Origin of the sequence: Clostridium liquoris (assembly GCF_002995785.1) — a bacterium.
In the GTDB taxonomy this organism is placed as follows: domain Bacteria; phylum Bacillota; class Clostridia; order Clostridiales; family Clostridiaceae; genus Clostridium_AO; species Clostridium_AO liquoris.
This window is the reverse complement of record NZ_PVXO01000034.1, coordinates 61,076-73,663: the sequence shown is the minus strand read 5'-3', so window position 1 is coordinate 73,663 and position 12,588 is coordinate 61,076. Positions and strand designations below refer to the sequence as shown.

General features: G+C 30.6%; 14 protein-coding genes. 8 read left to right on the top strand and 6 right to left on the bottom strand.

What is annotated here, in order from left to right; translation table 11 throughout:
- Positions 1-228: 228 nt before the first annotated feature.
- From CLLI_RS06465 to CLLI_RS06455, 3 genes are read left to right on the top strand one after another with little or no spacing between them, the layout of a single operon-like run.
- Positions 229-1,437: an exonuclease SbcCD subunit D gene (locus CLLI_RS06465; protein WP_106063400.1), complete on the top strand. Its 1,209-nt coding sequence runs from the start codon at positions 229-231 to the stop codon at positions 1,435-1,437.
- 3 nt (positions 1,438-1,440) lie between these two features.
- Positions 1,441-4,578 (top strand): AAA family ATPase, encoded by a 3,138-nt coding sequence (locus CLLI_RS06460; RefSeq protein WP_106063399.1) that lies wholly within the window; start codon positions 1,441-1,443, stop codon positions 4,576-4,578.
- A 36-nt stretch (positions 4,579-4,614) separates the two neighbouring features.
- Positions 4,615-4,857 (top strand): GIY-YIG nuclease family protein, encoded by a 243-nt coding sequence (locus CLLI_RS06455; RefSeq protein WP_106063398.1) that lies wholly within the window; start codon positions 4,615-4,617, stop codon positions 4,855-4,857.
- A gap of 51 nt (positions 4,858-4,908) precedes the next feature.
- On the opposite strand, the gene CLLI_RS06450 is transcribed toward CLLI_RS06455, so the two are convergent.
- Positions 4,909-5,190 carry a hypothetical protein gene (locus tag CLLI_RS06450; RefSeq protein WP_106063397.1) on the bottom strand — a complete coding sequence of 94 codons (282 nt, stop codon included), beginning with the start codon at positions 5,188-5,190 and terminating at the stop codon, positions 4,909-4,911.
- 199 nt (positions 5,191-5,389) lie between these two features.
- Here CLLI_RS06450 and CLLI_RS06445 point away from each other — a divergent pair, with 199 nt between their 5' ends.
- On the top strand, positions 5,390-5,923 hold the full coding sequence (locus CLLI_RS06445; RefSeq protein WP_106063396.1) for a GNAT family N-acetyltransferase: 534 nt from the start codon (positions 5,390-5,392) through the stop codon (positions 5,921-5,923).
- Positions 5,924-6,042: 119 nt separating this feature from the next.
- Here the strand turns inward: CLLI_RS06445 and CLLI_RS06440 are convergent, their stop codons facing one another.
- The gene (locus CLLI_RS06440; RefSeq protein ID WP_106063395.1) at positions 6,043-6,546 is read right to left on the bottom strand and encodes a hypothetical protein; all 504 of its coding nucleotides are present in this window, start codon (positions 6,544-6,546) and stop codon (positions 6,043-6,045) included.
- Between the two features lie 379 nt (positions 6,547-6,925).
- Between CLLI_RS06440 and CLLI_RS06435 the strand changes: the two genes are divergently transcribed.
- Positions 6,926-7,117, top strand: a complete 192-nt coding sequence (locus CLLI_RS06435) for an alpha/beta-type small acid-soluble spore protein (RefSeq protein ID WP_106063394.1) — start codon at positions 6,926-6,928, stop codon at positions 7,115-7,117.
- 85 nt (positions 7,118-7,202) lie between these two features.
- On the opposite strand, the gene CLLI_RS06430 is transcribed toward CLLI_RS06435, so the two are convergent.
- Both CLLI_RS06430 and CLLI_RS06425 read right to left on the bottom strand, forming a co-directional pair.
- On the bottom strand, positions 7,203-8,114 hold the full coding sequence (locus tag CLLI_RS06430) for a ribonuclease Z (RefSeq protein WP_106063393.1): 912 nt from the start codon (positions 8,112-8,114) through the stop codon (positions 7,203-7,205).
- A 187-nt stretch (positions 8,115-8,301) separates the two neighbouring features.
- Positions 8,302-8,817: an amidase domain-containing protein gene (locus CLLI_RS06425; protein WP_106063392.1), complete on the bottom strand. Its 516-nt coding sequence runs from the start codon at positions 8,815-8,817 to the stop codon at positions 8,302-8,304.
- Positions 8,818-8,963: 146 nt separating this feature from the next.
- On the opposite strand from CLLI_RS06425, the gene CLLI_RS06420 reads away from it, so the two are divergent.
- Positions 8,964-9,731 (top strand): N-acetylmuramoyl-L-alanine amidase, encoded by a 768-nt coding sequence (locus CLLI_RS06420; RefSeq protein ID WP_106063391.1) that lies wholly within the window; start codon positions 8,964-8,966, stop codon positions 9,729-9,731.
- A gap of 12 nt (positions 9,732-9,743) precedes the next feature.
- On the top strand, positions 9,744-10,163 hold the full coding sequence (locus CLLI_RS06415) for a hypothetical protein (RefSeq protein WP_242975542.1): 420 nt from the start codon (positions 9,744-9,746) through the stop codon (positions 10,161-10,163).
- Positions 10,164-10,222: 59 nt separating this feature from the next.
- On the opposite strand, the gene CLLI_RS06410 is transcribed toward CLLI_RS06415, so the two are convergent.
- Positions 10,223-11,059, bottom strand: coding sequence for a DUF2935 domain-containing protein (locus tag CLLI_RS06410; RefSeq protein ID WP_106063390.1), 837 nt, complete (start codon positions 11,057-11,059; stop codon positions 10,223-10,225).
- Positions 11,060-11,220: 161 nt separating this feature from the next.
- Here CLLI_RS06410 and CLLI_RS06405 point away from each other — a divergent pair, with 161 nt between their 5' ends.
- Positions 11,221-11,739 (top strand): ferritin-like domain-containing protein, encoded by a 519-nt coding sequence (locus CLLI_RS06405; RefSeq protein WP_242975541.1) that lies wholly within the window; start codon positions 11,221-11,223, stop codon positions 11,737-11,739.
- 55 nt (positions 11,740-11,794) lie between these two features.
- Here CLLI_RS06405 and ytaF read toward each other — a convergent pair whose 3' ends face one another.
- Positions 11,795-12,418, bottom strand: a complete 624-nt coding sequence (gene ytaF, locus CLLI_RS06400; protein ID WP_106063389.1) for a sporulation membrane protein YtaF — start codon at positions 12,416-12,418, stop codon at positions 11,795-11,797.
- Positions 12,419-12,588 lie beyond the last annotated feature (170 nt).

Here is a 12,588-nt window from a genome sequence, read left to right as displayed (position 1 = left end):
AAAAAATTAAGGGGATAAGTACGCCCTTTCGGGCCGCGGGCGAAGCCCTATTGGATAAAATTTTCAACTGAATTTATAATGGGAAAAATTCAAAAAATAAATTGCCCACTTTAACTTGACACAAACATTGTCAATTGTCAACTAAAAAATTGGTCACAATTTTTTAATATGGTATATAATAAATATAGAATTTCATAGTGAAATAGTTCAAGGAGGTGTACATGCTAAATGAAAATAATTCACACCGGAGATTGGCACATAGGAAAAATTGTAAACGAATTTAGTATGATAGATGACCAGGAATTTGTTTTGAAACAATTAGTAAAGATTATTGAAGAAGAAAAGCCTGATGCTTTGTTAATAGCAGGGGATTTATATGATAGAAGTATACCACCCATAGATGCAGTGGAACTTTTAGATAGAACATTTACTAAAATTTTATTGGAATTAAAAACACCAATACTAGCCATAGCAGGTAACCATGATAGTGCAGAAAGGTTATCCTTTGGCAGCAGAATTTTAACTAAAAATGGACTTTACATAGCAGGGGTTTTTCATAAAGAAATAAAAAAAATAACTCTTCAGGATAAGTACGGTCCAGTAAATTTTTACTTGGTTCCTTATGCAGATCCTAGAGAGATAAAACATATACTTGAAAATGATGGAATTACAACTCATGATGAGGCAATGAAAAGCATTATAGAAAGAATAAAAGAACATATGAATAAAAGTGAGAGAAATATTATGGTTGCCCATGGATATGTTTCTTTCATAAAAGATTACAAAGCAGCAGCAGCAGAAGAAGAAGAAGGAAAAAAAATTAGAGCAGGACTGCAAATTTCAGATTCTGAACGACCTTTAAGTATTGGTGGCACAGATTTAATAAGTGGGGAATATTTTAACTGCTTTAATTATACAGCCTTAGGACACCTTCATGGTCCACAGAAAGTGGGAAGTGACAGGATAAGATATTCAGGTTCCTTATTAAAATATTCTTTTTCAGAAACAAACCAAAAAAAAGGTGCCACTATAGTAAATATAGACGAATTTGGTGAAGTGTCCATAGAATTTAAAGAATTTATTCCTAAAAGGGATATGAGAATAATAAAGGGCCCTATGAATCAGCTTATCAATCCAGAGGTCTATAAGCAAGCCAATGTTGAAGATTATGTATATGCAATACTTACAGATGAGGGAGAATTAGTGGATCCTATATCAAAATTAAGAGCAGTTTATCCTAATATCATGGGATTAAATAGAGAGACCTTTGAGGAAAGGGGAGAAAGTAGAACCTCTGCTTCTTTAGGATATGAAAATAAATCAAAACTACAGCTCTTTGAAGAGTTTTATGGATCTATAGCAGGTAAGGAGTTAACGGAAGAAAAAATAAATATAGTGAAAAAAGTAATAGAAGAAGTAGACAGTGAGGTGAAATAATATATGAGACCAATGAGCCTGACTATGAGCGCCTTCGGACCTTATGCAGGGGTAGAAAAAGTGGATTTTAGAATGTTACAGGGTAAAAACATATTTTTGATTACCGGTCCCACAGGGGCAGGTAAGACTACCATATATGATGCTATAAGTTATGCGCTTTTTGGAGAAGCTTCAGGAAGCAGTAGAGATAAGGATACATTGAGAAGTGATTTTGCATCTCCAGAAGTACCCACCTATGTAGAGTTAGAATTTAGTCTTAAAGGAAAGAACTATACCATTAGCAGATATCCTCAACAGAATAGAAAAAGAGCAAGAGGAGATGGCTTTGTATTTAAAAGTGCTGAGGCCTATTTAACCCTGCCTGATGGAAAGGTAATATCAAAGGTTAACACTGTTGATGAAAACATAAATAACATTTTAGGAATCAATAAAAATCAATTTAGACAGATTGTAATGCTTCCTCAGGGAGAATTTAGAAAGCTATTAGAATCCGATAGTTCAGAGAGAGAAGTTATATTTAGGAAAATCTTTGGTACTGAAGCCTTTGAAGCTATCCAGAGAAAACTAGATGAACAGAAAAAATCTATTTATAAAAAAATTAGTAATACTAAAACTCAAAGGGATACCTATGCAAAGCATATAGAAGTTGGAGAGGATGAACTATTAGTTAAACTTATAAATGCAGAGGATTTAAATGTAATTGAAATAATAAATAGGACAAGAGAGCTGATAAAAAATGACGAAGGATGTAGAAAAAAATTCATTGAAGAAATTAGAAAGCTTAAAACTAAACAAGAACAGCTACAAAAAAGTATAATTAAGGGAGAAGAAATAAATAAGAAGATTAAGGAAAAGGCGCAGCTTCAAGAGCAATATCACTGTTATTTATTAAAAGAAAAGGAATATGGAGAAAAACAAATCCTATTGGAAAAAGGAAGAAAGGCTCTTCAGGTAAAGATGGTTGAGAATTCTTTTATACATGGGCAAAATAACTTGAACACAAGGAAACTTCAATATAACCAAGCGGAAGAAAAGCTAAGGCAGTGGGAAAAGAATATTATTATATGCAAAGAAAGATTAGAGAAGGAAGAAGCTAAGGAAAATGGAAGGAAGAAACTTTCAGATAGTATAGCTACCCTTAAAAATTTAGAGGACAAGGTTAAGGTCTATGAAGAAAAGAGCTTAATGATAATTAAATCAAGAGAAAATCTTAGGAATAAAGAAAATTTTTTAAAGGAGCTTAGGCTATCTGTAAAGGATGAAAAGATTAATTTAGAAAAAGCTAATAAAGAATTAACGGAGGCTCAAAGGGCAGAAACACTTAAGGAAAAGCTGGATAGGGCTGCATATGAGAAAGAACTTTTAATTACAGAAATGAGAAACTTCTATAAGAATAGTGAGGAATATATAAAGAAGGTTAATAAGCATAAGGAGAATAGTAAGAGTTTTGATGAATTTGATATGAAATATAATGAAGTAAAAACTCAATATGAGCTTATGGAAGAAAATTTTAGAAGAGGACAAGCAGGTCTTTTAGCAAAAAATTTAGAAGAAGGATTAGAATGTCCTGTATGCGGATCTACACATCACCCTAAACTTGCTAAATTTATAGATGGAGTACCTACAGAGGAGAAACTTAAGCAAGCTAAGCATGATTTTGATAAGTTAAAACAAAATAGGGATGAAAGGCTTCAAAAGCTTTCTGATTTAAATGGAATTATAAAAAAAAGTCATGAGATTCTAATAGAGCAAAGAGATAAGTTGAAAGCTATTTTTACTGAAGATATAACTAAAATTGAATTTAAAAATATGATGCATATTTTAACTTCCAAAGGAAAGGAAATAAGTGGAGAATTAAATTCTATAAAAGAAAAACAGCAAAATATTACAAAAATTCAGGAGAAAAAAGTAAACTTAGAAAATAATATAAAAAAATTAAGTGAGCATATAGAAAGTAAAGAAGATCTAATACAAAACACAGAAAAAGAATATACTGAGATTTATGGTAAGGTAAAAAGTGAAGAGGAACTCCTGATAAGTATAGAAAAAGAAATACCGGAAGAAATAAGATGCTTTACAAAGCTCTCATCTAAAATTAAAGAGCTTCAACAATGTCTTAGCACATTGGAAAAAGCTTATAGGTCTGCTCAGGAGGATTACAACAAAGCCAATACAACTTATGCATCTACTAAGGCAGATAAAGAAGTTAAATATAAGAACATAGAGGATGCGACAAGGGAAGTAGAATTGTGTAAGGAACAGTTAAACAATAAAATTAAGGAAGCCGGATTTAAGGATTACACCGAATATACCTCATTAAAAACTTCTGAGGAGGGAATTAATCTTTTAGAAAAAGATATATCACAGTATTGGCAAAACTTAAAATCCTTAAAAGATAGAGTAGAAAAGGCTGCAAAGGACACGGAGGGGCTAAGTCAGATACATATTGAAGAACTAATGGCGGATTTGAAAAAAACTAAATTACAAGAAGAGGATTTACAAGGGGAAGAAAAAAACTTATTCTCAAGGATAAATAACAACAACAAAGCATTAAAGGAGATTGAAAAGATAAATAAAGACATAGGAGAGGATGAAAAAAATTATGGCGTTATTGGAGATCTTGCTAAAATTGCAAATGGTGATAATAGAGATAAAATAACCTTTGAAAGGTATGTTTTAGCTGCTTATTTTGATGAAATAATCAATGCTGCCAATGTAAGATTACGTAAGATGGCAGGAGGAAGGTTTATACTTAAAAGAAAAGAAGAAAAGGGTAAAGGAGCAAAACAACAAGGTCTTGAACTGGAGGTTTTTGATAATTATACTGGAAAAGCTCGACATGTTAAGACTTTATCTGGAGGAGAAAGCTTTAAAGCTTCTTTAGCTTTAGCTCTTGGACTAGCTGATGTGGTTCAATGCCATGCTGGAGGAATAAGTTTAGATACCATATTTATAGATGAAGGATTTGGAACCTTAGATCCTGAATCCTTAGATAATGCAATTCAGTGTTTAATTGACCTACAAAATGATGGAAGATTAGTAGGGATAATATCACACGTTCCTGAACTTAAAGAAAGAGTAGATACAAGGTTAGAAATAATTCCTACAAAGGAAGGCAGTAAGACAAAATTCCATTATTAATTCTTCACTATTGCTATATAAAAGGGGATAAAAATCATGTGTTATGTTTATATATTAGAATGTGCAGATAAAACCCTTTATACTGGATGGACTAATGATTTGGAAAAGAGAATAGAGACCCATTCTAAAGGTAAGGGTGCAAAATATACAAGAGGACGACTTCCTGTAACCTTAGTTTACTATGAGGAGTTTCAAGATAAAATTTTGGCGCAAAAAAGAGAATATGCTATAAAGCAAATGCCAAGAAGAGATAAAATAAAACTAGTAGAATCAAAATAGCTTAACATATTTATGATAATTAGAATAGGCAGGATAAAACCTGCCCATTAGTTATTCCATAGAATTTCCCTTATTTGCTCTTGATTTAGCGTTTAATTTTTTAGCTACCTCTACGTCAGAACTATTAACGCTGCTAGTCATGCTAGAAGCTGCAGTACCGCTCATACCCTTATTGGCAGCAGATTCAGCATTTAACTGTTTTGTTTCCTGTAATGTAGCTTCATCAGTGCTGCTAGTCATATTAGCATTAGCATTTGCTGATGATGCCATACCTTTATTTGCTCTTGATTTAGCGTTTAACTGTTTTGCTTCCTCTAAATTTTTATTATTCATTTATATTACTCCCTTCTGAATATATAAATTTTTTATATCATGTACATTTGTAGTTTAACCATTTTGCAATAGAATATATATAAACATTAAGGATAATATGGAATATATTTAATATACAACATGAATATAATATTTATGTAAGTGTGCAGCAATGTTTTGTGATATTTCCAAATATCAGAGGAAATAAGGGGGATAATTAATGAATAAAATAACTGATAATAATGAAAAAGTTATAATTAGAAAGGCTGTTAAATCAGATGCTAAAGCCTTAATAGATTATCTAAATGTTATTGGGGGACAATCAGATTTTTTAACCTTTGGACAAGGCGAATTTAAAAAATCAATTAAGCAAGCTGAACAATCTATTGAAAACTGTATTAAAAAGAATAATTCTCTCCTTATTATTGCAGAAATTAATGGAAACATAGTTGGAAATTTGGACTTTTCAGCAGGGATAACACCACGAATTGCCCATGTTGGTGAATTTGGAGTAAGTGTACTTAAGAGATATTGGGGCAAAGGTATTGGTGAAGAACTTATAAAATATCTAATTGAATATAGCAAAAAATCAGGAATAATAAGAAAAATTAATTTAAAGGTTAGAATTGACAACATACCAGCTATTGCATTATACAGGAAGCTTGGATTTATACAAGAAGGAATAATAAGAAGAGATTTTTTCATAAATGGCAATTTTTATGATTGTTTAATAATGGGATTACTCATTGATTAAGATTACAATCTATAGTTTAATGGGGCTGTGGCTCTAAGAAATTTACATACAATATTTATAGTATTTATTCTTAATGCCACAGCCCCATATAAGATTTTAAAATGCCTAATTCATTTCATTTACTTTTGATCTTCTGAAGAATTTTCTTCATTCTTTTCTAGCATCTGAGTACTATGGTTTTGCGTACCATGTTCCTTTTGTTGACCCATTTGGTTTAATTGCTGTTCAGCCTGATCTATAATCTGATTCATTTGTGAAAGAACCTGGTTAGATACAATTTGTTGATTAGCTTCATTTATAGCACTCATTGCCTGTTGTACAGATTGCTGTAATTGTTGCTGACATTGCTGTTGCTGCTGCATAGCTTCCTGCCTAAAGTTTTCTATCTGTTTTAAAAGTTTAGAAGCTGTTTGATGACTTTGCTGATTCTGCTGATTTTCTGGAGACTGCATTTGTTTTCCTTGCTCTTGATTTGGAGCGGATATTGCAGTTGATTTTAGTTGATTTAATGTATTTTCCATAGCGTTAAGCTGATCCTTAAGATTGCCTAGTTCTGCACCAACTTCTGTATTTGTTTTCTTTTCATAAAAGCCTTCTAAAACTCTTTTGTTTTTTTCATCCATTAAAATCCACTCCCTATTTTATTTAAATGGAATACTATATTATATTTAGCAATTAGCAGTTAATTTATACTTTTGGGGTTTAATTCATAGTCAATGAAGGATTTTTATATTATTTTAAGGACAAAATAATATAAATATAATTATAAAGGAGAAATAATTATGGATTTACATAGGGCAATTGAAATAAAATAATCCTTAGGTGTAGCAAATGTAAGCTATAATGGAAACATTACATTAAATGCCTACTCCGTGTTGTAATGCCACTTAATAATTGTATTTCCAAGTTTCCCTGCGGTTTCATAACATATAGTTTTAAATTCAGGTAAAACTTATAATACAAAACAAAATAATATATAAAATAAAAAGGGAGGAATTAATTATGGCAAATAGTAATAGAGTATTAGTTCCAGAAGCAAAAGAGGGATTAAATAGATTTAAAATGGAATCAGCAAGAGAGGTAGGAGTTAACTTAACAAATGGATACAATGGAAATCTTACTTCAAGAGAAGCTGGATCAGTAGGCGGAAACATGGTTAAAAAGATGGTAGAATCCTACGAAAAAAATCTATAATAAAATTAATAGGTTAGTGCAATGCTAACCTATTTTCATGTTATAGAGGGTTGGAGTATTGCGGATGGTAGCTATGGGACAAATTTTACTCAGAGAAAAACAGTGTTTTTGCCATACCGTCCTTTCCAATTTCAGTATTATTAAAAATGCCTCTAGCTCTTTCTATATAATCTTCAGGATTAGCTAAACCTGGACTAAAGTGAGTTAACCAAAGTTCTTGTACTTTAGCATTTAAAGCTAAATTAGCTGCTTCCGAAAACAGCATATGCTTATTTGATAAGGCTTTATCTAAATAGCTGTCATCTCCATACATGCCTTCACAAATAAATAGATTACTGTTAAAGGCAAATGGAATTATATCATCTATAGGTCTGGTATCAGTTATATAGGTAACTTTTAAACCCTGTCGTTCATTTCCAAGCACCATGGAAGGAGAATAGGTTTTTCCTTCATAATCTATACATTGGCCCTTTTGAAGTTTACTCCATAGAAATTTTGGAACATTGTTTTTTATAGCTTTTGCAGCATCAAATTTAGCTCTTCTTTTAAGAATAAAGCTGTATCCATTACAAGGAAGAGTATGCTGTAAGGATAAAATATTAACGGTTAAATCCTTAATAGAAAATACATTTTCACAAGAATCAATATTTTCTATAATATTTATTTCATAGGGCAGCTCAGGACATAATACTCTAAGACAATTTATAACTTCTGTACAACCCTTTGGACCAATAATAGTTAATGGTTCTACTCTACCGCTATTGGCAATAGTAAGTAAAAGTCCAGGAAGACCCAATACATGGTCAGCATGAAAATGAGTAAAACAAATAAGATGAATGTCCTTAAAACCAGTTTTGTTTATTTTCATTGCTACTTGGGTTCCTTCTCCACAATCAAGGAGTATTTTATAACCACTATAATTAATTAAAAGAGAAGTTAAAAATCTATTTGGAGTAGGCAGACTACCTCCACAACCCAATAAAGTTATATTTAACATGTTATCACCTTCAAAATTTTATAATAAATTTTCCTTATATTATAGATATAGTATCAGTATCAATTTATTTATATTAATTTTACTCATATATCTGCAAAATTAATAGTTAAAAAAATAAAAATATACAAAGACTAAAAATCAAGGCAACTACTTTTGTAGCTGCCTTGATTTTACTTAGAAGGATTTTTCATACTTTTATTTTTAAAAAATGCATTTTTTTAGCTTCCCAAGTTTTTTCATAGGAAATATTTAAGGCTTCAAAGGAATGTTGGGATATTAATGGGTAACCATTTGCCATAGAAGTTACAATTGCAGAGTGAAATATAGCGCCATTGGCATCCTCATAGAAAATAAGATCACCAATTTGAAGGCTTCCAGCATTATTTACCTCAAAACCTTTAGGACCAACTAAATTTTTTGCACCATTTACTTTAAGGAGCCAATAAAGTGAATGTGCTACAGCCCAGGATACAGACCAAGTATCATTCTTTGTATTTGGACCACTATGTTTATACCACCAATAATTAGAAGCATTAAAACTCATAGGTGCTCCTCCAGCCTTTAAACATTGAGATAGAAAGTTTGCACAGTCACCACCATTGTTATTGATTATGGGAAAGTACCTGTAACTAGGATTAGGAGACAGGGCATATGTTATAGCATAATTTACAGCATTAACTCTTGAATAGGAGTTACCATCCATAAATTCTCCCTTCTATAAAATTATCTATACTTATAATGTATGAAAATATAAGATAATTGATATTAAAAATCAACACTACATATAGACAATATATAAGGCTAATGCATACTATGTATTATCTTAAATAATTGGGGGGATTATCAATTATGAAAATTGCTGTAGATTTTGGACATGGTGTCAATGGAGATAGAGGAGCAGAGGGATATATTAGCGAAGAAAAACTTATTAGGGAATATGGCCAATTAGTAGTAGATGGATTAAAGACTCTTGGACATATAGTTATAAATGTTACTCCAACTCAGTCAGTTTTAACATTAGGACAATCCTTAGCCTATAGGGTTAACGCTACTAATAATTATAATGCAGATTTATTTGTTTCTTTACATGTTAATGCATTTAAAAAGGATAAGGCTAGAGGATGTGAGGTGGAGTATATATCCAATAGGGGAAAAGCCTATGCAGATAGAATATGTAGCGAGATTAGTAAATTGGGTTTTATAAATAGGGGAAGTCAATTGAGAAACAATTTATATGTGCTAAAGTATACAACCATGCCAGCCATATTGATTGAACCTTTCTTTTGTGATAATAAGGAAGATTGTAATTTGTATAACCCTAAAACCATTGCCAATGCAATTATAAAGGGTATAACAGGAGAAGATGTATATATGGATAGTAAAAAGCCTTCAGAAAGTGAACAAAATAAAATGTCAGAGATTGATCATAGTATACCTAAGTCAGCAGGAGTGTATCCTTTTCCAGGAGGGTTAGGCTATTTTGAGATACTACCCGGAAAAGGAAGATTAGATTTGCATCTTGATCGCTATAACTATTTAACTATACAAGATGATGAAAAAGAAGGTAATAGAGTGATTATTACTACAAGGACTAAAGGAAGTAAGATTTTATTATAAGGAGGGAATGTTATGGAGGCTCTGCAAAGCGGAGTTATGCAAATATTGATACAAGCAGTTTTGAGTATTTTAGGCATAGTTTCTACTTATCTAATCACTATGTTAGTTTCTTATCTATCTAAAAAGAAAGAAGCCCTTATAAAGCAAATTGGTTCAGAACAGTATAGTATGATTTATAATATAGCAAAGAGTATATTCTATGCTGTAGAGCAGCAGTACAAATTTATTCCAGCATCTGCAGATAATAAGAAAGAATTATTTAATACTATGTTGTTAGAAAGGATACCAGGTTTAAATCAGGGAGATTTAAACCATTTTAGGGAAGCTATAGTAGGTGAAATAAATTTTCAAATAAATCAGTCCAAACTATTAATGCCAGCACCTGCCTTTGATGCCAGTATCCATGAAGCAGATGTAGTAATAAAAGAATAAATAAAAAAATGCTACTTAGTTCTATAATCTAGACTAAGTGGCATTTTTTAAATAGTGATCTATACTTGTTTATCTATGTTCTGAAAAAGTTCATACATGAACTTTTGCTCATGTGTTATATGATGTAATAGGGCTTGCCATATTTTATCTTCCATGCCGTATTTTATTAAATCAGCTAGTAGCTTTAGAAAATAATTATCATACTTAAAGAATTCCTTCATTATTTTATTTAATTCCATAACTATATAAGGTAATTGAAGTGATGAAGAAGTGACACGTTTTCTTAAATCTTGCACTTTCATATGCAAATTAGAAAACATTTTATTTACTTCCATAAGCCTATTTTCAATTTCTTTAGGCAAATTCTTCTTTGTTAATGAAGCTACAGTTTTAATAAAAATAGGATGTTCGCTAGAAATTTCTGTCCAAAGCATAAGCTCATTGAATACACAGTTTAAATTGTTCACTAATGTATAACAATACAAATTTGTTTCTGGTATATGGGCTTCATTTCGGGTTAAAGTATTTTCATCAGTATGATTTTCAGCCAATTCTATATTATCTGCATTTACGGTTATATCTTCATCTTTAGATGTGTTTTCTTTATCTTCTTTAAGGTTATGGTCTCTTGATAATGTTTCTTCTTTTGAAATATCTAAATCTTTTTCATCCATAGTATCATTCATGATTTCCCTCATAAGATTCATATTAGGTAATAACATATCCTCTTCCATATTAATTCTAGCCATTGGGGTCATGGGAAAGTTCATGCCATTGGGTGGGATTGGTGATATAGGATACATGCCTGGAACCATATTCATGGTACCTTGCATCATGGGACAGCACATATTGTACATACAGGAGTTGCACATTCCAAGCATAGGATAGTTATTCATATTATACCTCCAAAATATTTTAACTATAATAATATACTATGAATAAAATTATTTTATGACTTTTATAGAATAATGCATAAGTTAACTAAAAAAACCTGGAACAATATGTTTTTAGTAACATATAATAAATATGGAAACGAAGATTGTATATTGGAGGATATATGATGAATTATACTAATCCATATGAAAGATGGAATATGTGTTGTTCAAATTATGGTATGGATTTTACACAGGAGGGACTGAATAAAGCTCTTTGTTTAATAAAAGATGCAGTGCAAGGAGAAAGAAATGACGAATTGGAATATGAATACTTAATTTGCTTAGCCCCAACTAGGGAGGAAAAGGAAATAATAACTTCTATTAGGAATGATGAGAGAAATCATAGAAAATGGTATAAAGAAATATATAAATGCTATACTGGGAAAACAATTGAAAGCACAGATGGAGAACAATCTGAGAAACCAAAATCCTATATAGATGGAATTAAAAAGGCATTTTTCGGCGAACTAAGTGCCATGGAAAGGTATAGGATAATAAGAGCGGGATTGCCAAGCAGATGTCAAAGGGATATAGTATTTCAAATTTTAACGGATGAAATAAAACATGCTATAAAGTATAACTATATACTTACTATTAACTTATGTAAATATGGATGGACTGGTAAAAAAAGAACAGATTAGTATTAAAGAAAGAATAAAAAGGCTCCTAAAGAATATTTTTAGGGAGCCTAATTTTTTATATGAACAACTCATATATTCCAAGAATAATAATAATTAAGGCGGAAACTATTTCAGAGTATTTAGACAACCTTTTAGATAAGAACTTACTTCCAACATAATAGCCCAATTGTATAAAAAGCACACTAAATAAGAAGGAACACAGGGAAGTCAAATACATATTTAATCCTGTTATGCTAGCAGCAATACCTAATCCGATATTATTAATACAAAGAACCATTCCTAAGGATATGGATTCTTTAAATTCTATATTATTAGAGCCATCTGCATCAATAATTTCGGGATTATTTAATATATTATGATAATAATTTTTTTCTCCTATATTTATTTCACATATATCTTTATCCTTTATATAAAGATTTTTTAGTGAATTAATAAACATATATAGACCAAACAGAATTAATACTGAACTTCCCAATAGATTTGCTTTTTTAAGTGGAATTATATTAAGCAATACTTTACCAAAAACCATAGATAAAAATGTTCCAATACCAGAGATTAAAGCTATAAATATATTATAAATAAAATTAATTTTAATTTTATTTATACCGTAGCTTATGCCTACAATAAAGTTATCACTACTTGAAGATATTGCAAAAAATATTATAGGAAATATATACATAAAATCCTCCTAAACTTTAATGTTACATAATCATGTTATGAAATATTTTTAGGATTTGACATTAAAGTTTGGATATAAAATAGTAAAAAGGGAAAATTAATATTTATGTAAAATTACTTGAAATAATAGCGCATTTAGTATATACTGAATAATATGGAAATTTTTAATTC

Excerpts from the sequence above, each read along its gene's own strand:
- CLLI_RS06460 (WP_106063399.1), top strand. The coding sequence starts at position 1,441 with ATGAGACCAATGAGCCTGACTATGAGCGCCTTCGGACCTTATGCAGGG.
- CLLI_RS06440 (WP_106063395.1), bottom strand. The coding sequence starts at position 6,546 with ATGGATGAAAAAAACAAAAGAGTTTTAGAAGGCTTTTATGAAAAGAAA.
- ytaF (WP_106063389.1), bottom strand. The coding sequence starts at position 12,418 with ATGTATATATTTCCTATAATATTTTTTGCAATATCTTCAAGTAGTGAT.
- CLLI_RS06425 (WP_106063392.1), bottom strand. The coding sequence starts at position 8,817 with ATGGATGGTAACTCCTATTCAAGAGTTAATGCTGTAAATTATGCTATA.
- CLLI_RS06465 (WP_106063400.1), top strand. The coding sequence starts at position 229 with ATGAAAATAATTCACACCGGAGATTGGCACATAGGAAAAATTGTAAAC.
- CLLI_RS06435 (WP_106063394.1), top strand. The coding sequence starts at position 6,926 with ATGGCAAATAGTAATAGAGTATTAGTTCCAGAAGCAAAAGAGGGATTA.
- CLLI_RS06450 (WP_106063397.1), bottom strand. The coding sequence starts at position 5,190 with ATGAATAATAAAAATTTAGAGGAAGCAAAACAGTTAAACGCTAAATCA.
- CLLI_RS06410 (WP_106063390.1), bottom strand. The coding sequence starts at position 11,059 with ATGAATAACTATCCTATGCTTGGAATGTGCAACTCCTGTATGTACAAT.
- CLLI_RS06420 (WP_106063391.1), top strand. The coding sequence starts at position 8,964 with ATGAAAATTGCTGTAGATTTTGGACATGGTGTCAATGGAGATAGAGGA.
- CLLI_RS06455 (WP_106063398.1), top strand. The coding sequence starts at position 4,615 with ATGTGTTATGTTTATATATTAGAATGTGCAGATAAAACCCTTTATACT.
- CLLI_RS06405 (WP_242975541.1), top strand. The coding sequence starts at position 11,221 with ATGATGAATTATACTAATCCATATGAAAGATGGAATATGTGTTGTTCA.
- CLLI_RS06445 (WP_106063396.1), top strand. The coding sequence starts at position 5,390 with ATGAATAAAATAACTGATAATAATGAAAAAGTTATAATTAGAAAGGCT.
- CLLI_RS06430 (WP_106063393.1), bottom strand. The coding sequence starts at position 8,114 with ATGTTAAATATAACTTTATTGGGTTGTGGAGGTAGTCTGCCTACTCCA.
- CLLI_RS06415 (WP_242975542.1), top strand. The coding sequence starts at position 9,744 with ATGGAGGCTCTGCAAAGCGGAGTTATGCAAATATTGATACAAGCAGTT.